General features: G+C 68.7%; 27 protein-coding genes. 10 read left to right on the forward strand and 17 right to left on the reverse strand.

Annotated elements, in window-relative coordinates; genetic code table 11:
- Positions 1–19: 19 nt before the first annotated feature.
- From ACXJJV_RS06565 to ACXJJV_RS06590, 7 genes are read right to left on the reverse strand one after another with little or no spacing between them, the layout of a single operon-like run.
- Positions 20–787, reverse strand: coding sequence for a nucleotide-binding protein (locus ACXJJV_RS06565; protein WP_456467385.1), 768 nt, complete (start codon positions 785–787; stop codon positions 20–22).
- Entirely contained in the window at positions 784–1581 is a 798-nt protein-coding gene (locus ACXJJV_RS06570; protein WP_456467386.1) for a 4Fe-4S binding protein, read from the reverse strand. Before ACXJJV_RS06570 ends, ACXJJV_RS06565 begins: the two co-directional genes overlap by 4 nt.
- A gap of 3 nt (positions 1582–1584) precedes the next feature.
- Positions 1585–1914 carry a NifB/NifX family molybdenum-iron cluster-binding protein gene (locus ACXJJV_RS06575; RefSeq protein ID WP_456467387.1) on the reverse strand — a complete coding sequence of 110 codons (330 nt, stop codon included), beginning with the start codon at positions 1912–1914 and terminating at the stop codon, positions 1585–1587.
- Positions 1915–2160, reverse strand: coding sequence for a hypothetical protein (locus tag ACXJJV_RS07610; protein WP_498043502.1), 246 nt, complete (start codon positions 2158–2160; stop codon positions 1915–1917). It abuts the gene before it with no gap.
- Positions 2161–2174: 14 nt separating this feature from the next.
- The gene (locus ACXJJV_RS06580; RefSeq protein ID WP_456467429.1) at positions 2175–2585 is read right to left on the reverse strand and encodes a hypothetical protein; all 411 of its coding nucleotides are present in this window, start codon (positions 2583–2585) and stop codon (positions 2175–2177) included.
- 36 nt (positions 2586–2621) lie between these two features.
- The gene (locus ACXJJV_RS06585) at positions 2622–3452 is read right to left on the reverse strand and encodes a PP-loop family protein (RefSeq protein WP_456467388.1); all 831 of its coding nucleotides are present in this window, start codon (positions 3450–3452) and stop codon (positions 2622–2624) included.
- A gap of 35 nt (positions 3453–3487) precedes the next feature.
- Positions 3488–4321: a hypothetical protein gene (locus ACXJJV_RS06590; RefSeq protein WP_456467389.1), complete on the reverse strand. Its 834-nt coding sequence runs from the start codon at positions 4319–4321 to the stop codon at positions 3488–3490.
- 92 nt (positions 4322–4413) lie between these two features.
- On the opposite strand from ACXJJV_RS06590, the gene ACXJJV_RS06595 reads away from it, so the two are divergent.
- The 3 genes from ACXJJV_RS06595 (at position 4414) to ACXJJV_RS06605 (ending at position 8035) form a co-directional block, all read left to right on the forward strand.
- Positions 4414–5388 carry a phosphate ABC transporter substrate-binding protein gene (locus ACXJJV_RS06595; RefSeq protein ID WP_456467390.1) on the forward strand — a complete coding sequence of 325 codons (975 nt, stop codon included), beginning with the start codon at positions 4414–4416 and terminating at the stop codon, positions 5386–5388.
- A 73-nt stretch (positions 5389–5461) separates the two neighbouring features.
- On the forward strand, positions 5462–7267 hold the full coding sequence (gene pstA / locus ACXJJV_RS06600; RefSeq protein ID WP_456467391.1) for a phosphate ABC transporter permease PstA: 1806 nt from the start codon (positions 5462–5464) through the stop codon (positions 7265–7267).
- A 3-nt stretch (positions 7268–7270) separates the two neighbouring features.
- Complete coding sequence (locus ACXJJV_RS06605) at positions 7271–8035, forward strand: phosphate ABC transporter ATP-binding protein (RefSeq protein WP_456467392.1); 765 nt, start codon at positions 7271–7273, stop codon at positions 8033–8035.
- Here ACXJJV_RS06605 and ACXJJV_RS06610 read toward each other — a convergent pair.
- A complete protein-coding gene (locus tag ACXJJV_RS06610) occupies positions 8032–8409 on the reverse strand; it encodes an Mth938-like domain-containing protein (RefSeq protein ID WP_456467393.1) in 378 nt (125 codons plus the stop codon). The two genes, ACXJJV_RS06605 and ACXJJV_RS06610, sit on opposite strands and share 4 nt — an antisense overlap.
- Before the next feature lie 37 nt (positions 8410–8446).
- Entirely contained in the window at positions 8447–9403 is a 957-nt protein-coding gene (locus ACXJJV_RS06615) for a hypothetical protein (RefSeq protein ID WP_456467394.1), read from the reverse strand.
- A 30-nt stretch (positions 9404–9433) separates the two neighbouring features.
- Here ACXJJV_RS06615 and ACXJJV_RS06620 point away from each other — a divergent pair, with 30 nt between their 5' ends.
- The 3 genes from ACXJJV_RS06620 to ACXJJV_RS06630 are packed head-to-tail and all read left to right on the forward strand — an operon-like array spanning position 9434 to position 13678.
- Entirely contained in the window at positions 9434–10051 is a 618-nt protein-coding gene (locus tag ACXJJV_RS06620) for a class I SAM-dependent methyltransferase (RefSeq protein ID WP_456467395.1), read from the forward strand.
- Positions 10048–10707 (forward strand): B3/B4 domain-containing protein, encoded by a 660-nt coding sequence (locus ACXJJV_RS06625; protein ID WP_456467428.1) that lies wholly within the window; start codon positions 10048–10050, stop codon positions 10705–10707. Before ACXJJV_RS06620 ends, ACXJJV_RS06625 begins: the two co-directional genes overlap by 4 nt.
- Positions 10708–10711: 4 nt before the next feature.
- A complete protein-coding gene (locus tag ACXJJV_RS06630) occupies positions 10712–13678 on the forward strand; it encodes an intein-containing RtcB family protein (RefSeq protein WP_456467396.1) in 2967 nt (988 codons plus the stop codon).
- Here ACXJJV_RS06630 and ACXJJV_RS06635 read toward each other — a convergent pair.
- The gene (locus ACXJJV_RS06635) at positions 13675–14325 is read right to left on the reverse strand and encodes a histidinol phosphate phosphatase domain-containing protein (protein WP_456467397.1); all 651 of its coding nucleotides are present in this window, start codon (positions 14323–14325) and stop codon (positions 13675–13677) included. The genes ACXJJV_RS06630 and ACXJJV_RS06635 overlap by 4 nt on opposite strands.
- Before the next feature lie 14 nt (positions 14326–14339).
- Positions 14340–15338 (reverse strand): ArsA family ATPase, encoded by a 999-nt coding sequence (locus tag ACXJJV_RS06640; protein WP_456467398.1) that lies wholly within the window; start codon positions 15336–15338, stop codon positions 14340–14342.
- 26 nt (positions 15339–15364) lie between these two features.
- Here ACXJJV_RS06640 and ACXJJV_RS06645 point away from each other — a divergent pair, with 26 nt between their 5' ends.
- A complete protein-coding gene (locus ACXJJV_RS06645; protein WP_456467399.1) occupies positions 15365–16135 on the forward strand; it encodes an AAA family ATPase in 771 nt (256 codons plus the stop codon).
- A complete protein-coding gene (locus ACXJJV_RS06650; protein ID WP_456467400.1) occupies positions 16117–18375 on the forward strand; it encodes a DEAD/DEAH box helicase in 2259 nt (752 codons plus the stop codon). Before ACXJJV_RS06645 ends, ACXJJV_RS06650 begins: the two co-directional genes overlap by 19 nt.
- On the opposite strand, the gene ACXJJV_RS06655 is transcribed toward ACXJJV_RS06650, so the two are convergent.
- The 6 genes from ACXJJV_RS06655 to ACXJJV_RS06680 all read right to left on the reverse strand — a co-directional run bounded on the left by ACXJJV_RS06655 (position 18372) and on the right by ACXJJV_RS06680 (position 23671).
- Positions 18372–18839, reverse strand: a complete 468-nt coding sequence (locus tag ACXJJV_RS06655; protein WP_456467401.1) for a histone-like protein — start codon at positions 18837–18839, stop codon at positions 18372–18374. The genes ACXJJV_RS06650 and ACXJJV_RS06655 overlap by 4 nt on opposite strands.
- A 116-nt stretch (positions 18840–18955) precedes the next feature.
- Positions 18956–19096 (reverse strand): hypothetical protein, encoded by a 141-nt coding sequence (locus ACXJJV_RS06660; RefSeq protein WP_456467402.1) that lies wholly within the window; start codon positions 19094–19096, stop codon positions 18956–18958.
- Positions 19080–19538 (reverse strand): DUF61 family protein, encoded by a 459-nt coding sequence (locus tag ACXJJV_RS06665; protein WP_456467403.1) that lies wholly within the window; start codon positions 19536–19538, stop codon positions 19080–19082. Before ACXJJV_RS06665 ends, ACXJJV_RS06660 begins: the two co-directional genes overlap by 17 nt.
- Before the next feature lie 2 nt (positions 19539–19540).
- Positions 19541–19918, reverse strand: coding sequence for a DUF22 domain-containing protein (locus ACXJJV_RS06670; RefSeq protein ID WP_456467404.1), 378 nt, complete (start codon positions 19916–19918; stop codon positions 19541–19543).
- A 12-nt stretch (positions 19919–19930) separates the two neighbouring features.
- Positions 19931–20632, reverse strand: coding sequence for a V-type ATP synthase subunit D (locus tag ACXJJV_RS06675; RefSeq protein ID WP_456467405.1), 702 nt, complete (start codon positions 20630–20632; stop codon positions 19931–19933).
- Positions 20633–20674: 42 nt separating this feature from the next.
- Positions 20675–23671 carry a V-type ATP synthase subunit B gene (locus ACXJJV_RS06680; RefSeq protein ID WP_456467406.1) on the reverse strand — a complete coding sequence of 999 codons (2997 nt, stop codon included), beginning with the start codon at positions 23669–23671 and terminating at the stop codon, positions 20675–20677.
- A 27-nt stretch (positions 23672–23698) separates the two neighbouring features.
- Between ACXJJV_RS06680 and cbiS the strand changes: the two genes are divergently transcribed.
- Both cbiS and ACXJJV_RS06690 read left to right on the forward strand, forming a co-directional pair.
- The gene (cbiS, locus tag ACXJJV_RS06685; protein ID WP_456467407.1) at positions 23699–24769 is read left to right on the forward strand and encodes a bifunctional adenosylcobinamide hydrolase/alpha-ribazole phosphatase CbiS; all 1071 of its coding nucleotides are present in this window, start codon (positions 23699–23701) and stop codon (positions 24767–24769) included.
- 12 nt (positions 24770–24781) lie between these two features.
- A complete protein-coding gene (locus ACXJJV_RS06690) occupies positions 24782–25489 on the forward strand; it encodes an adenosylcobinamide-GDP ribazoletransferase (protein ID WP_456467408.1) in 708 nt (235 codons plus the stop codon).
- The last annotated feature ends 19 nt before the right edge of the window (positions 25490–25508 follow it).

Below are 25508 nucleotides of genomic sequence, written 5' to 3' on the forward strand. Positions count from 1 at the left end.
TCCCCGACGACCTCGGACGCTAACCCCCGTCCGGGAGCAGCTCGGCGACCCTCCGCGCGGGCTCCCTCAGGGCGTGGACCAGCCTCCCTGGGTCCCGATCCAGCGCCGCCCGCAGCACCCGCTCGTCCTCCGGGATGACCACGTCGAACCCCTCACGCTCGTCGGAGCCGGCCCGGTTCAGCACCCGGACGGCGGGCAGGCCGAACTCGCGGGTCAGGGCCTCGGCGCGACGGTAGTCGTGGAGGGCGGCGGGGTCGGGTGAGGTCACGAGCACCGCCGCGTCGGCGGCACTGAGCGCGGCGATCACGGGGCACCCCAGGCCGGCCGGGCAGTCGATCACGCAGTCCTCATCCTCCGGGATCATCCGATGGACGATGTCGGCGAGCTCCGGGGCCCAGGGCTCGGTCTCCGGGTGCACGACGCGAAGTCCCAGCTCGGGCTCCCGGGACTCGGCGATGCGTCCCAGCTCGGTCTCGCGGAGCTCGATCGCGTCCTCGGGACAGGCGATCGCGCACGCCCCGCACCCGTCGCAGGCGATCGGGTCGTCCACGGCCCGCCAGGGGCAGACCTCCAGGCACCGCTCGCACCCGGCGCAGCCGTCGGTCCGGACCGCGTACCGCGCCCTCACCTCGGTGACGTCCCGCTCCCGCTCGAGGTTCAGGTATGCGGGCGTGTCGGGCTCGGTAACGTCGGCGTCCACGAGCACGGCCCCCAGCTCGCTCGCGAGCACGATGGAGAGCACCGTCTTCCCGACGCCGCCCTTCCCGCCCAGGACGGCGATCCTCAAGCGGCCTCCTCCCTCAGCCCGTCCAGGGCCTCCCGGACGACGTCGCGCAGCTCGTCGGACCCCAGCGGGTCATCCACCCGGGGCGCCCTCCACGTGGGGACCTCGACCTCCCGCTCGACCCGCCTCGTCCAACGCTCGGAGAGGTCCGCCTGGTTGATCAGCACGACGTGCGGCACGCGCGCGGCCCGGATCACCCGAAGTAGGCGGCGCAGGTCCCGGAGCGCGGCGGGCGTGGGCTGCGTGACGACGAGCGCTGCGTCAACGGCCCTGAGGACGTCGTACACCTCCTTCCCGGCGCCCGCGGGGGTGTCCAGCAAAAGCCGAGGTCGATCCTCGGTGCGGTCCAGCAGGTGACGCACGAGGTGCCGGGAGCGGCGGTCCCCGACGTTAAGCCGGCCGGAGAGAAGCCGGGCCCCCGTCTCCCGCACCCGGTACTCGCGCACCTCACCGATCTCGATCTCCCGGGGCGTTAGGGCGTCCCGCGGGCAGGCATCCAGGCACAGGCCGCACCCGTGACACAGGCCCGGGTCCAGGTCCCAGGACCGACCCACGATCACGGCACCCGAGTGGCAGACCCGGGCGCACTCGCCGCACAGCGTGCACCGGTCCGGGTCGACCTCGGGGCCGATCAGGCATACCCTACTCCGGGCCTCCTCCTCGCAGTCCAGGTACAGGTGCAGGTTGGGCGTGGTGACGTCCAGGTCCACGGTGGTCCAGCCCAACAGCCGGTGCGCGTGCGCCGCGATCGTCGTCTTGCCCACGCCGCCCTTGCCGCCGGTCACCGCGAGCCTCAACCGTCATCCCTCGGGCAGCTCGCCTCGGGCCGCCTTAAGCGCGGCCTCCTCCGGGTCCGTGCCGGGCTCGGCGATGTAGGCCTTGATACCCTGAGCCTTCAGCCCCTGGAGGGCGTTGGGCCCGTACCGGCCGGCGACGGTCGCGTCCACGTCGAGCTGGGCGAGCACGCCGACGATCTGCCGACCGGCCCCTCGGGGCAGACCGGCCGCCGGGTTCTCCCGGGACTCCACGAGCTCGGCCTCGTCGCCCTCGACCTCGTACACCCGGATCTCCGGGGCGCGGGCGAACCGGGCCGAGACGCCGTCGCCCTCGACCATCACCGCCACGCGCACCTACCACGGACCCCCGCGACCGCGCCTGGGGCCACCGCGTCCCGGCCCACCGCGGCCCATCCCGCGACCGATGCCCGCGTAACCTCCCCAGGTACCCGGGCCCGGGTTCACGCGGTGGATGAAGACGGCCGGAGCGCCGCAGTTGGGGCAGCTGGCCGGCTTGGGCGCGCCGTAGGGCACCTCGATGAGCTCACCGCACCTCGAGCACCGGAAGACCTTCACGCCGCTCCGGGTGGCGGCGGGCACGCCCGACCGTCCCCTTAGTCCTCGTCCTTGCTTAGCTCCTCAAGCTTCCTCTCCAGCTCCTCAAGCTTCTTCCGCAGCTCCCTGAGCTCGTCCCTCTCGACCTCGCCGGCGGCCGCCCTGCTGAAGCTCTCCGCGAGCTCCTTCATGGTCTCGGCGAAGTCCTCGCCGAAGGCCTTCCGCATGGCCTCGATCATCTTCTCCCGCGTCTCCTCGTCCGTCATCGCCGCCCACCACCAGCCGCCTCCCCAACCGCCTCTCCATCCCGGTCCTCCGCGCCAGCCACCGGGCCACGCCGGCGGCACGGGGACCCCCTTCTCTCCCAGGATCTCCCAGGCGTGCTTGATCTCTCCCGTCTCCGTGTCCTCGTAGAACGCGTGCGGTCCGAACCCGCACCGGCAGGGTCCGACGTACCGGTACCGGGCCATTTTCGATCACCCCGCCGTTAGGGCGCCCTAACGCCGTTAAGTATCTTTCTCGAGCCGAGCCGAGGATCCGGACCGGACCGCCTCCCCCCAGGCGCGCTCCGCCACCAGCCTCCGCTCGCACTCCCCGGATCCCGGGAGGAGGAGCCGAAACGAGGGCCACTTGACCGCGACCCGGCGGCCGAGCCGGCGGGCGGCGCGCAGGGCCGCGAGGTTGACCCGCCAGACCTCCTCCAGCAACTCCTCCGTGACCGTCACCTCGGGGTCCAGGTGCTGCAGCGGGCACCCCTCGCGCCGCCCGCGCCTGAGGTCCCCCGTCTCCCCGACCCTGCGTACCCGGACGTTCAGCCTCTCGGCCAGCCGGAGCACGTCCCGCTCGTGCAGCCGGATGAGAGGCCGGACGACGAGCGTCTCGCCCCCAAAGAACCGCTTCGGCACCTGGACGAACTCCGGCTCCTCGCCGGTCCTCCGGGCGAGGTCCAGGACCGCCCCGGCGATCGTGTCGAGCCCGCACTCGCCCGTGGCCAACACCTCCGGCCCCAGCTCCTCGAGCACCGCCTCGATCATCGCGTGCTTGCAGATCCTGCACACCGACCGACCCTTGGCCCCGGGAAGGCTCTCGAGCAGCCGGTCCGTGACGTCGACGACGCGCAGCCTGAGCCCGAGGCGGCGGGCCATCCGCCGCGCCTCGAGCCCCGGGGTGGGCCACGTCCAGCGGTGGGTCACGTGCACGGCGACCACCTCGAGTCCGGCGAGCCGAAGGACGCGGGCCGCGACGGCGCTGTCCTGACCGCCGGAGAGCATTAGGTGGACGCGCCGTCCATCCAGCCGCTCCCTGAGCAGGTTCAGGAGCCGCCTTAGACTGGTCATCCCCCACTTCCGGGCCCACCGGCTGAACGCAACGTCTACCGCAGCACCCGCTCCAGCCGCCTCGGGATCCAGCCCCGGCATTCCTCCAGCAGTCCCCTCAACTCCTCCTCACCGGGCGGCTCGAGCCTCCGCCACATCTCCCGCTTGCCGAGGTAACCGAGCCGAACCATGGCGGCGAGCCGGGGCGCCTCGAAGCTGTAACCGTGCTCCTCGTGGAAGCGCCGGAGCGCGAAGGGTAGCACGACACAGTTGGACGTGTAGCCGGCCAGCTTCTTCGGTTCCATCCCGAGCTCCTCCCTAACCAGCTCCCGCCTCTCCCGCTCCGTCCACCCGCACATGGCGCGGATCACGGGTGGGTCCTTCGGGACGACCGGGTCGGTCCCGTGCGGGAGCTCGTGCCCGGTCACGAGAGCGTCAACGCCGAGCTTCCGGGCGGCCCGCACGCACCGGCGCTCGATCATCCGAGAGCAGGGGCCGCAGGGGGACTGGGCCCTCGAGAGCCGGCGCTCGAAGAGCCGGAGGAAGGGATCCACGTCCCCCACCACGCGCCACTCCACGTCGAGCCGGCGGCGGGCGAGGTGCAGGCGCCGCCAGGCCTCCGGGTGGAGGGTGCCGGTGTCGACCGTGAGCATCACGACCTCGCGGCAATGGCGGGCGGCGAGGGCGAGCGCGGCGAGGCTGTCGAGACCTCCGGAGGCGGCCACGGCCACCCGATCGCAGGATTTCAGCTCCTTGATCGTGCGCTCGCGCAGCTCTCCCGGGTCCGGTAGGTGGGGAAGCTGGCGCCGGCAGGCCCGGCAGACGCCGTCCTCGTCCAGCTCCACCCCCTCCACGCGGGCCGGAATCCCGCAGACGCGGCAGTGCTTCAATCGGGAACCCCTCTTCCTATCATGTGAAATCGATGTCCCGCTCCGTTATCCTTATAAAAACCGAAGGGAGGGGCGAGGCCGGGGGGAGGCGCATGAGGAAGTCCGTCGCGGTCGCGATCGCGGTCGCCGTCGTGGCGGCGATCGGTGGCGGCGTGGCTTATTATTACTCGGCGTCGCAGGTGAAGACCCAGCTGAAGATCGGTGGCTCAACGAGCCTCATGCCGTTCATGATGAAGGTGGCAAGCGAGGTCGGAGAGAAGCAGCACCTGACCTGGAAGCAGCTGGGTGATCAAGTGGGCGTGCACGGGCTGCCGAACGAGCCGGTGCAGCTGATGGTCACGGACGGTGGCTCGGGCGCGGGTATCAAGGGTCTGATCGACGGGTCGTTCGACATCGCGATGGCCTCGCGACCGATCAAGCCGGAGGAGGCGCAGCAGCTGAGCGACCCGGTGATGTGCCCGGTAGTGATGTCCGGCATCGTGCCGATCGTGAACGGGAAGACGCTGGGTCAGCTGGACAACATCGACGTGAAGACGCTCAAGGCGATCTACGAGGGCAAGATCCAGTACTGGGACCAGGTGAAGCCGGGGTTGCCGCACAAGCGGATCATCGTGATCGGTCGAGCTAAGGGTTCGGGCACGCGGGCGACGTTCGACAAGTACCTGAACCTGAAGGACTACCGGAAGGACGCGATCCTGTGCGGTTCCAACGCGGAGGTGCTGGAGAAGGTGGAGAAGACGCCGTACGCGATCGGCTACGTGGACTACGTGTACATCGTGAAGGCGCAGAAGGAGAAGAAGGTACCGGGCCAGGTCAAGCCGCTGAAGGTGAACGGGATCGAGGCGAACAAGAGCACGATCCAGTCGAAGAAGTACCCGCTGACGCGGGCCGAGTACCTGATTATCGACCGGTCCAGCGCGCCGAAGACGGCGATCGCGCTGATCAAGTGGGTCCGGAAGCCGGACGTTAACAAGAAGATCGCGGAGAAGCTGGGCTACGTGCCGGTACCACCGAACGCGCCGCTGTTCATGAAGAAGCCGTACGTGGAGATCAAGCCCCTGGTGTAGACCCCCCTCACCACCCACCATTTTTTCGAGCGGCGGGTGAGTGCTCCATCGCGGTTCGGCCTATCGTTAGACGATGGCTAACGTTGCGGGGGTGGTCGCGCTGCGGGAGGTGGCCGTGAGGCAGGCGCAGACGACGCGCCGGATGCTCACCTCCCTCACGATCGCGGCGGCGCTGTCCATCGCCGCGGTGGTTGGAATCTACTTCTTCCTGACCGTGAACGGCGTGAAGGCGCTGCAGTTCAACTCGCTGGGTCAGATCCTGCTGGGGACGACCTGGGACCCAGAGTCGACCCCGCCCAGGCTCGGACTGCTGCCGATGATCGTCTCGACCCTGTACGTTACCGCGATCTCCGTGGCTATCGCCTTCCCGATCTCGCTCCTCTGCGCCACGTACCTGGCGGAGTTCGCCCCGACGTTCCTGAGGCGCACGCTCCGGCCGGCCATCGACATGCTCGCCGGGATTCCCTCGGTCGTGTACGGACTGTTCGGCATCCTCACCCTGGTCCCGTTCGCTCGGTACTACCTGGGCTCGCCCTCGGGCTACTCGGTCCTGGTCGCCGGCATCATCGTCGCGATCATGATCCTGCCGTACATGACCAGCGTAATGATGGAGGCCATTCGCTCGGTCCCGCGCGAGTACGTGGAGGCCGCGCGGGGCATGGGAGCCACCCGGTGGCAGGTCGTACGGACCGTCCTGTGGCCGGCCGCCATCTCCGGGATCGCGTCGGGCGGCATGCTGGGCACGCTGCGCGCCATGGGTGAGACGGTCGCGGTCGCGCTGGTCTCCGGCGGCGCGCTGATGATCCCGAAGTCCCCGCTGGACCCGTGCCGACCGCTCTCGGCGCACATCCTCCTGCAGGCGACGGTCCTGCCCGTGGGCTCCCCAGGGTACTACGCGCTGTACTTCGCTGGACTGATTCTGATGCTGATGGTCACCGCGGTCATCGTGGCCGCGCACCGGGTGCGAAGGCGCCCCGGCCGGCCCCGGAAGCGGCGGGTGAAAGGTGGACGACTGAACCCGGTGCTCGTAAGCCGGCTCATGACGGGGCTCATGATCGCGGCGGGTGTGATCGCGGCGGGCGCGCTGGTGGGCATCACCGGGTACATCTTCGTGAACGGGGTCCGGGCGCTCGACTGGAACGTCCTGTTCGGGCCGGTGCACATCGGGGACCCGGTGCACAGCGCGCTGTACCCGGCGCTGCTGGGCACGCTGGCGCTGATGTTCTACTCCACGGTGTTCGCGGTGCTGGTCGGCGTGCCGACGGCCCTTTACCTGGCGCACTTCGCGGGCGAGAGCCGGTTCACGCAGGCGGTCCGGTTCGCGATCGACACGCTGGCGGGCGTGCCGTCGATCGTGTACGGACTGTTCGGCGCGACGCTCTTCGTCGTGTACATGAAGATGGGTTACTCGGTGCTCGCGGGCGCGCTCACGCTGGCGACGATGAACCTGCCGGTGGTGGTCCGGACGGCGGAGGAGGCCTTCCGGTCCGTCCCCCGGGAGTACATCGAGGCGGCGCGCGGCGCGGGCGCCTCGTGGTACCACGTTGTGAAGGACGTGCTGCTGCCCATGGCCAAGCCGGGGATCACCGCCGGCATCACGCTGTCCATGTGCCGGGCCGCGGAGGAGGCGGCCCCAATCATCCTGACCGCGGTCATGATCGGGCTGGTCACGTCGAACCCGTTCGTGCACGTGCTGCAGCCCACGGACGCGCTGGCGTTCCGGATATACCTAATAGCGAAGGAGTACCTCATGGTCCCGGAGGCCAGGCAGGTGGCCTTCGCGGCCGCCCTGGTCCTGGTCGCCGTGACCCTGAGCCTGAACTTCCTGGCCATTTACATGCGCGACCGGTTCGAGCGCAAGGTGGGGCGGGAGGTGTAGTCCATGGTCGCGTTCAAGGTGAACGACCTGCGCGTGTACTACGGGGAGAAGGAGGCGCTGAAGGGCATCAACCTGGAGATCCCGGAGAAGAAGATCACCACGATCATTGGACCCTCGGGCTGCGGCAAGTCCACGTTCATCCGGTGCCTGAACCTGATGATCAAGGAGATCCCTTACGCCCGGACGGAGGGCGTCGTCGAGTTCGACGGGGAGAACATCCTCGAGTACGAGAGCGAGGAGGAGATCATCCACCACCGGCGCCGCGTGGCCACGGTGTTCCAGCACCCCAACCCCTTCCCGTGGATGTCCATCTACGACAACGTGGCCTACGGACTACGGCTGATGGGGATGGACGAGGACGAGATCGAGGAGCGCGTGCACGAGGCCCTGGAGAAGGCGGCCCTGCTGGACGAGGTCGAGGACCGGCTGGACGACCCCGCCTCCGCGCTCTCCGGCGGTCAGCAGCAGCGACTCTGCATCGCCCGCGCCCTCGCCGTCGACCCCGACGTCCTCCTCATGGACGAGCCGACGTCCGACCTGGACCCCATCGCCACCCGGAAGATCGAGGAGACCGTGCTCGAGCTGCGGGGCGAAGTGACCATCGTCTTCGTGACCCACATCCTCCCGCAGGCCTACCGCATCGGCGACTACACGGCCTTCTTCCTGAAGGGAGAACTGGTGGAGGCGAACGAGACCAAGGAGCTGTTCAACAACCCGCAGGACGAGCGAACCCAGGAGTACATCGAGGTCGAGTTCGGCCCCGGCTAACACGTCGTGTGGATAATCGCCGCGACCCGCTTGCCCTCCTCCTTCAACTCGTTGAACCGCTCGATCGCCTCCGGCGTCCGCAGGTCCACCAGCTCGATCCCACGCTCCTCGCAGAACTCCCTGGCTTCATCCGTCACCGTCAACACCCCGTTCTGCCCCGTACCCACCACGATCACCTCCGGCTCCTCATCGCACAGCTCCAACAACCGCTCGATCTCGTCCGCGGCGAGCCGGTGGCTGGTTCCGAACTTCCGACGCGACAGGTCCTTCTCCCGCCGGTGCACGTTCCCCTCCGTGTCCACGTACACGTCGTGATCGTACCGCTCGCCCCCGTACCTTACCCACCCGAACCCCGTGTCCTCAAACCTCGACAAGACCTAGCACCCCCAACCCTATCGAATCGTCGCCCGTTCATATCTCCAACTCGAACTCCCGGTAGAACCTCCTCCTCCGCTTCACGGCCCACACCCCACCGACCACCGCGCCCAACAACACCACCGCGACCACGTAAGGCCACCATCCTCCGCCGGTCGACGGACTCTCCCGGGTGAACGCCGACGACGCCGGACCACCCTGCTCCCCGCCGGGACCTCCGGCCGGCTTCGGCTTCCCACCACCCTTCTTACCGCCGCCCTTTCCGGCGCCTCCACCGTGCCCGCCACCCTTCCCCGCGGTCCCGGCCCCACCTCCGCCCGTCGCCGCACCACCGCTCGGGCGGCCGGTCACCGAGGGTGAGGCCGGCGGGGAGGGCCTGCTCGGAGGTGCCTTCTGAAGCTCGGTGGGGGCGGCGGAACCCCCGGCGCTCGTAGCGACGGTGCGACCACCACCGGCGGCGGAACCACCGCCGCCAGAGGGCGCCCCATGGGTGACGGTGCGGGCGGCGGTTCCAGCGGGACCGGCCCGGCCCGAGGGGGCGGTCCCACCGCCCCGGCCCGCTCGAGCGGTCGTCGTGGTCGGGGTCGATGGTCTGACGACGGTCCCTCGCTCAGTCCGTCGAACCTCCACGACGGTGCCCTTCCGAACCTCCCTGGCGGCGCTCCTCGGCACCTCCACTCTGTACACCTCCCTCGCCGAGCGCTGGAGCGGGCGAACGTAGATCACGGCCCGCCGCCCGCTCACGGACTTCCCCACCACCTCGCCGCGGACCTGCTGGCCCTCTCGCAACTCCCTCGTCCGCTTCAATTCGCGCTTCTCGGGCGTCTCCTCCGCGGTTTCTTCGATGGTCTCGCCGGTCTCCGGCTTCTCTTGAATCTCCGGCGGTTTCGGCACCGGGAGGTACTTGGTGATGGCGTCCTCGATCTCCTTGATCTCGGAGACGATCGGCACCGTCAGCGCTATCGCGATCATCGCGAGGATCGCCGCGTTCAACCGCGCGCACCCCGTCCAGGGGGGCTTCCGGTGGGTCGGGGCCGCGAGCGCCTGCGACAAAAAGTGTTCTATTCGATGCTGGCCGCGGTGTACGAGGCGTCCCCACTCTCGCTCCCGGGACGGCTGGTTCGCGAGGTGGTGGACCGTCTAAAGGGGCGCCGTCGGGTCCTGGACGTCGGGTGCGCCACCGGGTACCTCGCGCGCCGGCTGGCCCGGCACTGCTCGGAGGTCGTAGGGGTGGACGTCAACGCCCGCATGATCCGGGTCTCCCAGGCCAGATCGGACGGTGGGAACCTCCGGTTCGTCCGCGCCGACGCGCACGAGCTCCCGTTCCCGGACGGCCACTTCGACGGGGTCGTGCTCTCCGAGGTGCTGCAGCACCTGGACCTGAGCCGGGCGTCGCGGGAGATCACCAGGGTGACGACCCCCGGGGCCCGGGCGGTGGTCGTGCTGCCGAACCCGAGGAGCGCGGTGGCCCGGGTCGCGACCGCCCTGATCCACCTGATCACCGGGAACAACGAGTGGGTGTCGGGCGAGCAGGTGGCCGCCGCCTTCGGCCGCGAGTGGAGCGTCTCGGAGTTCGAACGCTACGGGGACCGGGTGATGATCGTCCTGGACCGGTCCGGGGGTGATCCCGGTTGCGCGTGAGGGTGCGGGAGGAGGTGCTGGAGCGGGGCCTGTCCTTCGCGTACGTGGAGGTGGACGGGGTGGACCCGACGGCGGACGCGGGCGCGCTGGTGGAGCGGGTGACGGAGCGGCTGCGGGAGCGGTTCGACCTGGAGGGGCTGAAGGACGACCCGGTGGTGCGGGCGTACCGGGATTACCTGTGGTCCGTCGGGATCGATCCCACGAAGACGCGGCCGGCCGGGGAGGCGCTGCTGCGGAGGGCGCTGCGGGGCCGGTTCCCGCGCATTAACGCGGTGGTGGACTCCTACAACCTGGCGTCCGCGGAGTACCGGGTGCCGATCAGCTGCTTCGACCGGGACGCGCTGGTCGGGGACCTGGTGATCCGACCTGCGCGTGAGGGCGAGCGGATGGTGGACATCGCCGGCGAGGAGGTGGAGCTGTCGAGGGACATGGTGGTACTGGCGGACGAGAAGGGTCCGGTGTCGGTCTCGCCGTACCGGGACTCGCGCCGGACGGCGGTGCGGGAGGACACGGAGCGGGTGCTGCTGGTGGCCCACGGGGCGCCGGGTGTAGAGCCCGAGTACCTGAAGGAGGCGCTGGAGCGGGCCGTTCAATATTTGAAAGAAGGCGCGCGTGCCATGACCTCCGGAGAGGTGGAAATCCTGGCCCGGGGGTGACGAGATGGCCCCGAAGTCGATGCTGAAGCACATCCGTGACAACGTGGTCTGGGAGCTTCCGGAGGACTACAAGGGCTGCATGAGGGTTCCCGGCCGCATCTACGCGACCGAGCGGCTGATCGATGAGATGGAGAAGGGCGTGTTCGACCAGGTGGCGAACGTGGCCTGTTTGCCGGGCATCTACAAGTATTCGATCGCGCTGCCGGACGCTCACTACGGTTACGGCTTCCCGATCGGCGGCGTCGCGGCGTTCGACGTGGAGGATGGTGTGGTCAGTCCCGGAGGCGTGGGCTACGACATTAACTGCCTAGCGCCGGGCACGAAGATCCTCACCGAGCACGGTTGCTGGGTGAAGGTTGAGGACCTCCCGAAGATGTTAGCAGATCAGAAGTTGAAGGTGTACGACGTGGACGAGGGACGCGAGGACGACTCGGAGATTAAGTTCGTGATGGAGCGCGAGATCGAGGAGGGCGAAAGGGCGGTAGTGCTCGTCACGGAGAGCGGTCTGACCATCGAGGGTAGCGAGGATCACCCGGTCCTGACGCCCGAAGGGTACGTCGAGCTGGGTGAGATCGAGGAGGGAGACCTGGTCGTCGTGTACCCGTTCGAAGGCGTGGAGTACGAGGAGAAGAGGGGAACGATACTCGACGAGAGCGACTTCGAGGACGTGAACCCGCAGGTTCTGAGGTACCTCAAGGAACGCGGCCTGATTCCGCTGCGCTGGGACGATCCCAAGGTGGGTACGCTCGCCAGGATCCTGGGCTTCGCCATGGGCGACGGTCACCTGGGCGAGCAGGCCGGAAGGCTCACGCTGTCCTTCTACGGCGACGAGAGAACGCTTCAGGAGCTGAAGAGGGACCTGGAGAGCCTCGGCGTGAAGGCCAGCCTCCACACTCGAGAGCGGAGGTACGAGATCGAGACGACCAGCGGGCGCTACGAGGGCGAGGCGACCTCGGCCGAGCTAAGGGTGGCGTCGAGGTCCTTCGCCCTTCTGATGGAGAAGCTGGGCATGCCGAGGGGTCGGAAGGTCGAAACGCCGTACAGGGTGCCCGATTGGATCAAGGAGGCTCCCCTGTGGGTCAAGAGGAACTTCCTGGCGGGTCTCTTCGCGGCGGATGGCAGCGCGATCAAGTTCAAGCGCTACACACCGCTACCGATCAGCCTCACCCAAGCGAAGGTGGAAGAGCTCGAGGAGAACCTGCGTGAGTTCATGAATGACGTCGCGGAGCTTCTGAGGGAGTTCGGAATCGAGACGACACTGTATAAGGTAAAGTCTAGGAAGAATGTCGTCTACAGACTGGCCATCGTCGGCGAGGAGAACATCAAGCGGTTCTTAGGGAAGATCGGCTACGAGTACGATCCGAGGAAGAAGACCGAGGGGCTCGCCGCCTACGCGTACCTGAAGCTTAAGGAGCGGGTTAAGAGGGACCGAGGGAAGGCCGCGGAGGTCGCCATGGAGGTGTACGAGGAGACGGGGAGCATCACGGAGGCGCACGAAGCCGTAGCGGACGTCGTCAACAGGCGCTTCGTCGAGAGGGTGGTCTACGACGGAGGGATCTCAAGCGTCAGGGTGCCCAAGGACTTCCCGACGTTCGAGAGGTTCAAGGAGGAGAGGGTGCTCGAGGGCGGGTTCGTCGTCGAGGAGGTGGTGGAGGTTAGGAGGGTCGAGCCGGAGTACGACAGGTTCTACGACATCGGCGTCTGCCATGAGGCTCACAACTTCATCGCCGAGGGCGTCGTGGTGCACAACTGCGGCGTGCGCGTCATGAAGACGGACCTAACGGAGGAGGACGTGCGGCCGAAGCTGAGGGAGCTGCTGGAGACGATCTTCAGGAACGTACCGGCCGGTCTGGGCTCCCGGCACCGGAAGGTGCGGCTGACCACGCAGGAGCTGCGGCAGGTGATGCTGTACGGCGCCGAGTGGGCGGTAGAGGAGGGCTACGGTTACGAGGAGGACCTGGAGCGGATCGAGTCGCGGGGCAACATGTCGCACGCGTACGAGGAGATCGGCTGGGAGGAGTACGGGCCGCGGGATGACGTGGCGAGCAAGCGGGCGATCGAGCGTGGCCGGCCGCAGCTGGGTACGCTGGGCTCGGGTAACCACTTCCTGGAGATCCAGGTAGTGGACGAGATTTACAACAAGGAGGCCGCCGAGAAGATGGGCATCGAGGAGGAGGGCCAGGTCACGATCATGGTCCACACGGGCTCGCGAGGCTTCGGTCACCAGATCTGCTCGGATCACTTGAGGATCATGGAGCGGTCGATGCGAGACGTGGAGCGGCGGTTCGGGGTGAGGATTCCGGACCGGCAGCTGGCGTGCGCGGCCATGGGCACGGACGAGGCTAAGCGGTACTTCAACGCGATGAACGCGGCGGCGAACTACGCGTTCGCGAACCGGCAGATGATCTCGCACTGGACGCGGGAGTCCTTCGTGGAGGTGTTCGGCGACGAGTACGGGGACGCGGAGGACATGGGCATCGAGGTGATCTACGACATCGCGCACAACATGGCCAAGATCGAGCGGCACCCGGTCGACGGCGAGGAGCGGTGGCTGGTCGTGCACCGGAAGGGTGCGACGCGGGCGTTCACGGAGGAGGCGCTGAAGCGGCACGGCGAGCCGGTGCCGTTCAAGGGCCTGCCGCAGCCGGTGCTGATCCCGGGTGACATGGGTACGGGCTCGTACATCCTGATCGGCACCGAGAAGGCCATGGAGGAGACGTGGGGCAGCACCTGCCACGGCGCGGGCCGGACGATGAGCCGGGCCGCGGCGAAGCGGAAGTTCTGGGGCGAGGACGTCGCCAAGGAGCTGGAGCGGCGGGGCATTTTGGTCAAGGCGGCGAGCATGCCGGTGGTGGCCGAGGAGGCCCCACCGGCGTACAAGGACGTGGACGAGGTCGTGAGGGCGGTCGACGAGGCGGGCATCTCGGACCCGGTCGTCCGGCTGCGACCCATCGGCGTGGTCAAGGGCTAGCGCAGCAGCCTTCGGGGCACCTCCTCCAGCACCCAACGCGTCATTTTCCTCGGGATTCCAGCCCCGCGCGCGATCACCTCGGCCTCCTCGGGCGAGATCAGGTCGTCGGGACGGTGCGCGTCCGTGTTCAGCACCAGGGGCGCGTCCACCTCGAGGGCGACTCGAGCCACCCAACCGTTGGCCAGGCAGTGCCCGTGCTTCGTGGAGAGCTCCAACGCCACCCCGTTTTCCGCCGCGATCCGGGCCGTTTCCAGGTCGATGAGCCCCGGGTGGGCCAGCACGTCCACCGCGTCGCACTCCGCCGCGGCCCGGTTCGTTCCCTCCTTCACGGGCTCCGCCGGCGTCTCTCCGTGCACCAGGACCAGCTCGGCCCCGTGGTCCCGGGCCTCCTCCGCCAGGTCCGGGATCAGACCCGGCGGGACGTGCGTCAGCTCCGCCCCGGGCACCGGCTCGGTCCTGTAGTGGCCACGCAGCCGGTCGCAGGCCTCGGCCAGCCGGGTCACCGCGTCCTCCAGGTTCGAAGGGTCCACGTGCTCCGCGAACACCAGCACCTCGTGGTCCAGCTCCTCAGCCCGCCGGAGGAGCTCCGCCGGCAGCAGCTCCCCGTCCGTAAGGTACGTGTGAACGTGCAGCTCGTACCGGCGCAACGGCGCTCCCGCACCTACTCCCCGTACAGCACCTCCGCCACCTCGCGGATGCGCTCGAGCCCGCGCACCTCCTCGGCGAACAGTGGGATCTGCACGATGTCCTTGTCGCCGAAGTACTTCTCAACCAGCTCCAACCGCTTTTCCTCCATCTCGCGCCGCGTCCGGCAGAACTCGCACTCCTCCGCCCGCTTCGGCATCACCTTGTTCACGATGATCATGTCCACCGGGATCTCATAGTGATTCAGCGTCCTCAGGGCCCGCCGGGCCTCGTAGATCGCCATCTCCTCCGGCGTCACGACCAGCCGGAACGCCGTCTGCGAGGCGTCGCTGAGGATCTCCCGCACCTCCTCGATCTCCTCCTTCATCCGCTCCAGGTTGTCCAGGATCTCGTCCTCCTCGCTCTCGTCCTCGCCCCCCGCGAACGGGATGATGGACTTGAGCATCCTGCTAACCTGCCGCAGCGTCTTCCGCACCTTGATCATCGTCTTAACCTGACGCTCCAGCGTGTCCGGGATGGAGAGGAACCGCAGCGTGTGACCCGTGGGCGCCGTGTCGAACACGATCGCGTCGTACGAGTCGTCCCGCATGAGCTCCATGAACTTCTGGAAGGCCGCGGCCTCGTCGATACCGGGCGAGCTTTTCAGCAGCTCCTCCTGCTCCTTCAGCATGTCCTCGCCGCCGAACATCTCCTTCAGGCTCTCGTCGTCCGTCATCTCGTAGACGCGGCGCATCGTCTCCACGTACTCCTCGGCCGCCTTCTCCGGGTCGATCTCGATCGCCTTCAGCCCCTCCACGCCCTCGATGGGCGTCGGCTCCGAGCCGATGTCCTGGTCGAACGAGTCCGAGAGCGAGTGCGCCGGGTCCGTGGAGACCACGAGCACCTCCTTACCCTCCTGCTCCGCCAGCCAGACCGCGGTCGCGGCCGCGCAGGTCGTCTTGCCCACGCCACCCTTACCGCCGAAGAACAGGTACCGGGGGTCGCGCGAGCCCCTCAGCCTCTCGCGAATGCCCAAGCCGCACCACCCCGGGGTGACGGCGCGTGACCAGGCTGCTGATCCTGGCGGGACCACCGGCCTCCGGTAAAACGTGTTTCGCGACCGAGCTGGCCGCCTATCTCCGCCGGAGGGGCTGGGACGTGGCGCACGTCGAGGCGGACGCCATCCGCGGGTTCCTCTGGCGGGACAGGTTCAGGCCCCGGCTCGAGGGAGTCGCCCGCAGGACCTTCCTCCGCACCGTGGGAGCGCTGCTGGAGGAGGGGCTGGACCTGGTCATCGCCGACGACACCAATTACTACGCCAGCATGCGCCGGGAGCTGGCCCGGCTGGCCCTGGAGCGGGAGGTCCCGTGGGGGATCGCGTGGCTGGACGTGCCGCTGGAGGAGTGCCTCCGGCGGAACGCCGACCGGGGCCGCCCCGTCCCCGACGAGGTGGTGCGCCGGCTGCACGAGCGGTTCGAGCCGCCGAACCCGGACCGGTGGTGGGAGCGGAGCGCGCTGCGACTGACCGAGCCGGAGGTCACGGACCGGGTCCTGAGGTTCGTCCGATCGGGACTCTCGGTGCACCGGCCCGAGGAGCGCGAGCGCCGACCTCACCCGGAGTCCGTGGACGAGGTCGACCGGGCCACCAGGAGGGCGATGGGTGAGATCATGAAAAGGGCCGCGAGGGAGGGGAAGGCCTCTCAAAGGCTGGGGGAGATCCTGAGCCGCATCCGCCGGGAGATCGCGTCCGAGTGCGACGACCCGGAGGAGGCCGTGAGGCGGTTTCGAGAGCGGGCGGAGGAGGTCCTGAGACGATGGTCAGGTGGAGACTGATCCGCTGGGACGTGCTGGAACGGCGCAGGTACCAGGTCAACTCGGCCCGGGAGATCCTGGAGAGCTGGGAGAACACCCTCGTCGTGATGCCCACCGGCCTGGGGAAAACGGTCGTAGGGGTGCTGGCGATCGCCGGCGCGCTGGAGGAGCGCGGCGGTCAGGCCCTGATGCTGGCCCCCACCGTGCCGCTCGTGGAGCAGCACGCCCGGCTCATCGAGCGGGTGACGAAGGGGCTGGAGGTCCTGGCGCTGACAGGGAGGGTCCGGCCGGACGAGCGCGGTACCCTATGGAAGCGGGCGGACGTGGTGGTCGCCACGCCGCACGTCGTCCGGAACGACGTGATCGAGGGACGGGTCTCCTCGGACCGGTTTACGGTCGCGGTCTTTGACGAGGCGCACCGGGCCGTGGGAGGGTACCCGTACGTGTACGTGGCCCGGGAGCTGAACGGTCTGATCGTGGGCCTGACCGCCTCGCCCGGCTCCGACGTCGACCGGATCAACGAGGTGGTGCGGAACCTCGGGATCGAGCGGATCATCGTCAAGACGGAGGAGGATCCGGACGTGAAGCCCTACCTGGGCCGGGTGCGGGTGGAGTGGGTGGACGTGGAGCTACCCGACTGGTTCGAGGAGGCGCGGGAGGGGCTGCACCGGGCGTACCGGCGCCGGCTCGAGACGCTCCGGGACATGGGGGTCCTGGATCGAATCTCCGGGGTCTGGACGGGTCGCCTGCTCTCGCTGCGGGAGGAACTGCGGGAGCTGAAGGCCCGAAGGCGGGAGCGGTCGGACTTCTACGCCCGAGCGCTCGGGGTGGTGGCGGAGGCGATCCGGCTGGCCAAGGGCCGGGAGATCCTGGAGACGCAGGGGACGCGACCATTCCTCCGGTACGTGGAGCGGCTGAGGGATAGGCAGCGGGGCCTGGCACTCCGGCGCGTGCTCGGGGACCCGGACCTGCAGCGCGCCGTGCGGGTGGCGAAGCGGGCCGTGAACCGGGGGCGCCCGGACCACCCGAAGCTTCCCCGGGTGCTGGAGCTGGTGGGCGGGTCGGGGACGGTCCTAGTGTTCACCCAGTACGTGGACACGGCCCGCCTCCTGCACCGGTTCCTGAGCGAGGAGGGCGTGCCCGCATCGCTCCTGCTCGGCAAGCAGCACATGGGCGAGGAGGAGCAAATGAAGGCGGTCGAGCGGGTCCGGTCCGGGGAGGCCCGGGTGCTGGTCTCCACGAGCGTGGGTGAGGAGGGGCTCGACTTACCGGCCTGCGACCGGGTGATCCTGTACGAGCCGGTCCCCTCGGAGATACGGACCGTGCAGCGGATCGGGCGCACGGCTAGGGACGGGTCTTCGGGCACGGCCTACGTGCTCGTGTCTCGGGGCCGGTTCCCCACGCTGGACGAGATCTACTTCCACGTGTCCAGGGCCCGGGAGCGGAGGATGCTGAAGGCGGTCCGGCGGGTGCAGCGGCGGCTACGGTCCGAGCGATCGGACCGTCCCTCCGGTGGCGGTCGTAGGGTCCGGAGGCGGGGCGGCGATCGGGCGGTCTCCCTGACGCGGTTCCTGAAGGAAAAAGGCACCTCGGGGGAGCGTGAGGGCGGTGAGGAGGACGGGGTCCCGCCGCACGTGCCCACGATCGTGGTGGATTCCCGTGAGATGAACACGCGGGTGGTGGAGCACCTTCGGCGGCGGCCGGTGAGGTTGGAGCGTGATAACCTGGAGGTGGCGGACTACATGATCGGGGAGCGGGTGGGGGTGGAGCGGAAGTCGGAGCGGGACTTCGCGGAGTCGCTAAAGGACGGGCGGTTGATGGATCAGGCGCGGGAGCTGGCCCGGGAGTTCGAGCGTCCGGTGCTGATCGTGGAGGGGAACCCGCGCCGGGAGGTGGAGCCGGAGTCCGTGGACGGGGCGCTCGCGGCGCTGGCGGTGGACTTCGGATTGACCGTGCTGCAGTCGTCGGGCCCGGGTGAGACGGCCGAGCTGCTGTACCGGATGGCGCGCCGGGTGGCCCGGGATGAGCGTCCCGCGCAGCCCCGGCGCAGGAGGGACGTGGAGGACCTGAGGGTGGAGATGCTCTCGTGCATCCCGGGGGTGGGGCCGGAACTAGCGAGGAGGTTGCTGGAACGGTTCGGATCCGTGGGCCGGGTGGTCACGGCGGAGGTCAGCGAGCTGAAGAGGGTGGAGGGGATCGGCGAGCGGAGGGCCAGGAAGATCAGAAGATTCCTGTGGGGGCGTGAGGGGAGCGGGGGTTAGAGGAACTCGTCGGCGCGCGGCATGATGCAGGTGATGGCCCGCTCCACGTCCTCGCGCTGCACGGTCTTCCGGTCGTCCTCGTCGGCGTACTCGGCGGCCCGCTCGCCCAGCTCCTCGGTGATCCGGCAGATCAGCTTGTTGTACAGGTCCACGGCGTCGGCGCTCGCCCGCTCGACGCCCGCCTCCTTGAGGATGCGCCGCACGGTAGCCCGGCCGAACAGCTCCCCGTCGTACTCCTCGGCCCCGTCCACCATCAGGACCTGGGTCAGCGCCTTCAGGTGTTCCTCCATGAGCGTCTTCTTGCCCGAAGCGTCCAGGATGGCCTTGGAGGAGTCGGCGGCGTACCGGGCCATCTTCGGGACGAACTCGTAGATCACGTCCTTAGCCTCCTGGCTCAGCCTCCTCTCGCCGATACCCTGCCGGAAGATCCGCTCGATGGCGGCCTTGGGTAGTTCCACGGCCATCACGATCACCCCGGATCCGGTGTTCCCGGGCCAGGGTCCGGTACCTCCGTGGAATCAGGGTTCTTTAGGTTTTGGGTGCATTCCGTCCGTATCCGGGGTGTTCGGATCTGACCCGATCAACGCGCGGGCAGCTTCGCGTGCCCGGTTAGGAGCAGCAGGATCAGAACGAGGAAACCCACCACGAGCGTGATCGTGGCGGCCAGCGGAGCGACCCTTACCACGAGCGCGAGCAGCCGCCGCTTATCCCTCTCGCGCAACGCGATCGGCCCGCCTCAGCGGTTCCGTGCTGAACATGTACTGCGTCGTGGTGGGCAGCCTCCGGCGCACCTTCCGAACGTCCAGGTAGTTCAACTCCACCCGCTCCTGGCCGAACTTCCACTCCTCCCCCAGGATCTCGCAAACGACGCGAACCTCGGCCCTCCCGCGGACGATGGCCGTGCCGGAGTACCCGAGCTCGATGAGTATGGGCAGCTTCAGCCGACCGTGCAGGTACTTCGGCAGCAGCTCGGCGAGCAGTTCGAGCTCCTCGCGCCGGAAGTAGTGCCGGGTCCCGTCGCGATTGACGACGTGGGGTCGCTCCTCCCGCAGGAGCTCGTCCAGGGTCTTCCGGCGGCGCGGCAGGTGCCGGTTGATCCGCAGTATCTCCTGAATCAACTTTCGATCGAGGGCGTCGCGGGAGGAGGGGGAGGAGTCGCGCAACCCTACTCACCTCTCAGGTCGATTAGGATGAGCACGCCCAGCACGTCGCCCTTCCGGATCCTCCCGTGCCTCACGGCGGCGAAGTAAACCCGCTCCACCTTCCGCCCGATCTCCATCATCTTGGGGTGCTCCTCGCCGACGGCGATCACGTGACCGTAGGGGTTACGGGCGTACGGGGACAGCAGCACCATCGTGTGCGGTGGGATCTCGATGGGCTCCACCTCGATGACCAGATCCTCACCCTCCTCCACGGTCACGTCCTCGGCCGAGATGATCGGGCGGAACTGGCCCTTGAACGTATCTGTCCTGAAATCGTACGGCTCCCGCTGCCGCCGAACGCGCTCGGCCACGCGGCGCTTGGCCACGGTTACGAAGACCAACGCCGGATCCCCCTACTCCAGCTCCGGCAGCTCGGCCCCGGACTCGCGCAGCCGCTCCTCGAGCTCCTCCACGCGCCTCCGCTCGATCAGGCTCTTGACCCGCTTCAGCCGGACGAAGTTCTCACGCTCCTGCTCGTCCAGCTTCATTTCGATGTACTTCTCCGTGTTCTCCAGCCGCGGGATCACGATGTGCTCCAGCGCGTTCACGCGCCGCTTCGTCCGCTCGATCTCCTCCGCCATCAGCCGCAGCGTCTCCTCGATCTCGGCCAGCTCCAGGACGGCGTCCAGGGCCTCCCGGAACGCGCGCGCCGCCTCGTCCAGGGCCCCGGACGTGTCCGCGAAGCCGTAGGCCAGCCGCACCCCGCCGTCCCCGCTCACCCGCTCCAGGATGGGGACGACGACGCCCATCACGTTGCGGGACCCCACGTCGACCCGCACCTCCTCCGCCGCGGCCATCGACGCGCACCTCACGCCCGCCGCGCCGACCGTGGTCTTCGCCGCCGCGAGCTTCTCGTAGGCCTTCATCAGCCTCTCAACGGCCCGCTCCCGCACCTCCGAGGCCTTTTTCACCAAATCGAAGAACTCCATGATGAGTGCGTCGCGCTTCTCCTTCAACAGCTTGTGGCCCTTTTTGGCCAGCTCAATTCGGTCCTTGAGCTTAAGCAGCTCCATCCGCGTCGGATTCACGTCCTCCAAGATCTCCTCCTGGGTCACCGGGAACACCCCCGGGAAACGGAGCGTGGGAGGGGGCCGGGACTACTCCTCCGACCCCTCGGACCCCTCCTCTTCCTCCCGCTTCTCCCGGTACTTCGGGTGGTACTTCTTGATGTACTCCTCACTCACCCGCTTCAGCTCCCGCTCCGGCAGGATCGCGAGCAGCTCCCAACCCAGGTCCAGCGTCTCCTCGATGTCCCGGTTCTCGTCGCGGCCCTGCTTCACGAACCGCTGCTCGAACTCGTCCGCGAACTTCAGGAACTTCCGGTCGCGCTCCGTCAGCGCCTCCTCGCCGACCACCGCCACCAGGTCGCGCAGGTCCCGACCCTCCGCGTAAGCCGCGTACAGCTGGTTCGCCAGGTCCGCGTGGTCCTCCCGCGTCTTGCCGGGACCGATACCCTCGTCCATCAGCCGCGAGAGCGACGGCAGCACGTCGATCGGCGGGTAGATACCGCGCCGGTGCAGGTCCCGGCTCAGCACGATCTGACCCTCGGTGATGTAGCCCGTTAGATCCGGGATCGGGTGCGTGATGTCGTCGTGCGGCATCGTCAGGATGGGCATCTGCGTGATCGAGCCCTTCCGGCCCCGGATGCAGCCGGCCCGCTCGTAAATGGTGGCCAGGTCCGTGTACATGTAGCCCGGGTAGCCGCGTCGACCGGGCACCTCTTCGCGCGCCGCCGAGATCTCACGCAGGGCCTCGCAGTTCGACGTGATGATGCCGTTCTCCACCACCAGGGTGTGGTCGGGGATCACGGTCACGTCGTAGAGGTAGTCGTGCTCGTACCCCACGGTCTCCACCTCCACCACCTCGTCCAGCACGTAGTTGCCCTCCGCCAGCCTCCGCAGCTCACGGACCTCCTCGACGTCGCCGACGATCTCCTCTAGCCTCTCCACGATCCTCAGCGCGAGGCGCCGGGTCGCGCGCCTCTCGCCGCCCTCGATCTGCGAGATCGTGCTGGACGGCCCCAGGTCCGAGGCCCTGACGCCGTACTTCCTCCTAATCTCCCGGAGCAGCCTGCCGAACCTGCGCGACACCCGGTCGAACCTGGACGACCTTCGCCCGGGTGACATCGACGCCGCGGCCTTCGCCTTCCGCGGGTGCCTCAGCGGCAGCTCCTCGGCCAGCTCCGCGGCGTCGTGACCGGTCACGACAACGTCGTAGACGCCGTCCCGCTCGCGCAGCACGCTCGGCACTCCGAGCCTCTTCAGCAGGAGCTGTAGGTCCCCGGCCCGCTCCCTGTCGGCCGTGGTGATCACGATCTTGCCGTCCTTCAGGTGACCGTCGCCGTCCACGTAGCCGGCCAGGTAAGCGGCGACGAGCTTCCGGGGCATCTTCAGGACCGTCTTCGGGTCCGCGAGCCTCTCGAACACCCGGGCGAGTACGCGGCTGTTGACCCGGAGCATCGTCACGCCGTTCCGGTTCTCCGTCTCGAGGGCGTCGACGTCGAACTCCTCCGCCACGATCTCCTCGAACGCCGACAGCAGCTCCTCCTCCGTGTTCGAGAACATCACGAACCCTCGGTCGGTGTCCACGGTCCCGTCCGACGCCACCAATCCGGCGACGTACATCACCTCCTCTCCGGGCCTCGGCGACGCGAACCTGACCTTCTTCCTGCCTCCGGCGGTCACGTAGTCGATGTACTCCGTGGCCTCGTCAACGCTCTCGGTCACGGCCGTCGCCAGCCTGGCGAACTCGGACAGCTCGTAGTACCTCCGTCCCTTGGCCTCCCTGTCCCTGTACGGGATTTCCTCCTCCCGGCACGCTTCGGCCAGGCTCCCGTACCGCTCGGCCACGGCCTCCTCGAACTCCTCGGTCGGGTGCACGTAGAACTCGTCCTCCGCCTCCAGGAGCAGCTCCAGGTACGTTGGAACCCTCTCGCTGACCCGGAGCTCCCTCACGGAGTACAGCTCGTCGCCGGGCTTCAGCTCGGACGCCTCGACCATCCTGGGGCCGTCCTCCGTGTCCACCAGGAACTTGTGGTCCTCGGACACTACCAGCTCGGCGCCGCTCCTCGTCTTCACCCTGACGGCGCGGTTCGGGGCCTTGATCTTCTCCACGGCCACCACGTTGTTGGTGGTCAGATCGCCGTTCCACGACGCCAGGGTCTTGACGTCGGTCACCCCGACGGTAACCTCCGTTGACCCCTCCTTCAGACCGCCGTCGACGGCGGTTTCGACGGCCCTCTCGACGATCTCATCGATCTCGACGACGTCGCCGGACGCGGTGATCACCCTGGTGCCGGGCGCGAAGCAGTAGTTCGTCATGTCCGTCAGGATGACCAGCACGTGCATGTCGTTCTCGAAGGCCAGGTACTCGGCGATGGTCAGGGCGATCCGCGGCGTGATGATCCGCTCCATCGCCGGGTCGTCCGCGAGGTTCAGGATCAGCACGGCCCGGTCCAGGGCGCCGGTCTCCTCGAACTCTCGGCGGAAGAAGGCCGCCTCCTCGTGCGTGATCCCCATCGCGGCGAAGACGACCGCGAACTCCTCCTCCTCGCCGGGCACGGTGGCCTGCCGGGCGATCTGGGCGGCGAGCTCGTTGTGCGGGAGTCCGGAGCCGGAGAAGATCGGCAGCTTCTGACCGCGCACCAGGGTGTTCATGCCGTCGATCGCGGAGATGCCCGTCTGGATGAAGTCGCTCGGGTACTTGCGCGCGGCCGGGTTGATCGGGGCGCCGTGGATGTCCAACTCGTCCTCCGGAACGATCTCGGGGCCGCCGTCAATGGGTTCTCCACGACCGTTAAGGATGCGACCCAGCAGGTCCGTGGAGACCGGGATCTTGAGCGTCTCACCGGTGAACCGGACCTTGGTCGAGGTGGCGTCGATGCCGGACGTGCCCTCGAAGACCTGCACGACGGCGGCGTCCTCGCGCGTCTCCAGGACCTGGCCGTGCCGGACTTCGCCCGTGGGGAGCTCGACCTCCACGACCTCCCCGTACTTGGCCCCCTCGACGCCCTCAACGACCATCAGCGGTCCGGAGATTTCAGAAATGGTGGTGTACTCCTTGCCGGCGTCCTCGGGCCGCTCGGACTCGGCCACGCGGTTAACCCCCAGGGGGCTCGCTCGTTGGAGTTCTTTCACGTGGTGAAGGACGAGCGCGCGGTCGTGGTGGAGTTCGACCAACCGGTGAAGTACGTTTCGAGTGCCTTCTACTCCCGGGGGACGGGTCGGGCCCGGTGGGTGGCGAACCTGCGGGTGGAGAGGGACTGGAGGCACGAGGACCCGCGGTCGTACGTGCGGGAGCGGCTGCGGGAGCTGGACCTGGATCCGGAAGAAACCGTCGCCTTCCTGACCGCGGCGGACGTGGGGCGGGCGGCGACGGTTCAAAAGGGTGACGTTTTCGCGCTGGCCACGGCCGGGTTCAGCAACGCCTACTGCTCCCGGTCTAAGCCCGGGTCGTGCGGGCCCGGGACGGTGAACGTGATCGTCGTCGTGGGGCGGCCGCTCTCCCGCCGCTCGCTGGTCGAGGCGCTCGCGTGGGCGACGGAGGCCAAGTGCCATGCGGTCCTCCGGCTGCTGCTGGGGAACGAGGGGCCCTGCCTCGGCACGACCACGGACTCCGTCCTCGTCGCGTGCCCGCCGGGCGAGCACCGGGACGTGTTCTGCGGGCCCGCAACCGGGCTCGGGGAGCGGCTGATGAGCGCCGTGGAGGAGGCGGTGGTCACCGCGGCCGAGCGCGCCGGGTACTCGCCCACCCCGTCGGTCGCCGAGCTGCTGGAGCGGGAGGGGATCACGCTGGACGATCTCGTCGAGGCGGGCCGGGCGCTCTTCGTGGGAGAGTGGTCGGAGGAGTGCGAGGAGCGGGTGCGGGAGGAGCTCGAACGCGCCCTGAGGAACCCCAACGTGGCCCTGGCGGTGTTCGCGGCCGTGATCGTGGATCGGTTCCTGCGCCTGGGATCCCGACCGCGGGAGTGCGAGGGGGTGGAGGAGGACCCCGGGTGGATCTACTTCGACGAGGTGCTCGGGCAGTTCGTGGCGATGGAGTTGGGCGGGTTCGCGGGGCTCTTTAACTTCGGTCGGTACGATCGGGAGAAGCCCGGGATCCTGAGGAAGGTGGACGAGCGCTGGCTCACGCTCGACGACGTGCTGGCCGGGCTGATCGGGGGAGCGATGGCCGCGGCGTTCAAGCGGGAGTGAGGGGCTCGGACGATGCCGCTGGGCGCGATCCGGTTCCTGACGGTGCTCCCGCTCGGTCCCCATCCGGAGCCCGAGGAGGTCGGCAGGCGCGCGTGGCTGGGGTTACCGACCGTCGGCCTGATCAGCGGCCTGATCGCGGGGGTGGTGGCCTGGCTGCTCAGGAGCAGCCCGGCCGCGGGCCCGGCGGTGGTCGGTGCGCTCGTCCTGCTGGAAGGGGCGCAGCACCTGGACGGCCTGGTCGATCTCGGGGACGCGATCCTGGCCTGGATGGCCGGCGGGGATCCGGAGCGGGCGATGAAGGACGCGCGCGTCGGGGTGGGCGGGCTGGCCGCAGGCGCGCTGGCCCTGATCACGCTGTCGGCGTGCCTCTCCTCGATCCCGTTCTACGCGCTGGTGCCGCTGGAGGTGTGGTCCCGGTACGCGGCGCTGCCCCTGGCCGCGGCGGGCGAACCCCCGAGGTACAGCGTCTCCGGGCGGGTCTTCACGGAGCACGTGGACGCGGACCAGGTGCTGCTCGGCGGCGTCGTGTCCATCCTCCTCTCCCTGCCCTACTCGCCCGAGGCGACGCTGGTCTGCGCGCTGTGCGCGCTCGCGTCCTCGTGGCTCTCCCTGCTGCTGGCGGAGCGGGTGGTCGGAGGCGTGAACGGGGACGTGCTGGGTGCCGCGGTATGGCTCGCACGGGCGTTGAGTGGGATCCCCCTCAGCTGCCTGCCCTGGTGATGGCCGGGGGACGAGCCCG

It is taken from the genome of Methanopyrus sp. (assembly GCF_053997775.1).

Coding starts and splice junctions, on each gene's coding strand:
- ACXJJV_RS06580 (WP_456467429.1), bottom strand. CDS start 2,585: ATGGCCCGGTACCGGTACGTCGGACCCTGCCGGTGCGGGTTCGGACCG.
- ACXJJV_RS06585 (WP_456467388.1), bottom strand. CDS start 3,452: ATGACCAGTCTAAGGCGGCTCCTGAACCTGCTCAGGGAGCGGCTGGAT.
- ACXJJV_RS06595 (WP_456467390.1), top strand. CDS start 4,414: ATGAGGAAGTCCGTCGCGGTCGCGATCGCGGTCGCCGTCGTGGCGGCG.
- pstA (WP_456467391.1), top strand. CDS start 5,462: ATGGCTAACGTTGCGGGGGTGGTCGCGCTGCGGGAGGTGGCCGTGAGG.
- ACXJJV_RS06605 (WP_456467392.1), top strand. CDS start 7,271: ATGGTCGCGTTCAAGGTGAACGACCTGCGCGTGTACTACGGGGAGAAG.
- ACXJJV_RS06630 (WP_456467396.1), top strand. CDS start 10,712: ATGGCCCCGAAGTCGATGCTGAAGCACATCCGTGACAACGTGGTCTGG.
- ACXJJV_RS06650 (WP_456467400.1), top strand. CDS start 16,117: ATGGTCAGGTGGAGACTGATCCGCTGGGACGTGCTGGAACGGCGCAGG.
- ACXJJV_RS06655 (WP_456467401.1), bottom strand. CDS start 18,839: ATGGCCGTGGAACTACCCAAGGCCGCCATCGAGCGGATCTTCCGGCAG.
- ACXJJV_RS06690 (WP_456467408.1), top strand. CDS start 24,782: ATGCCGCTGGGCGCGATCCGGTTCCTGACGGTGCTCCCGCTCGGTCCC.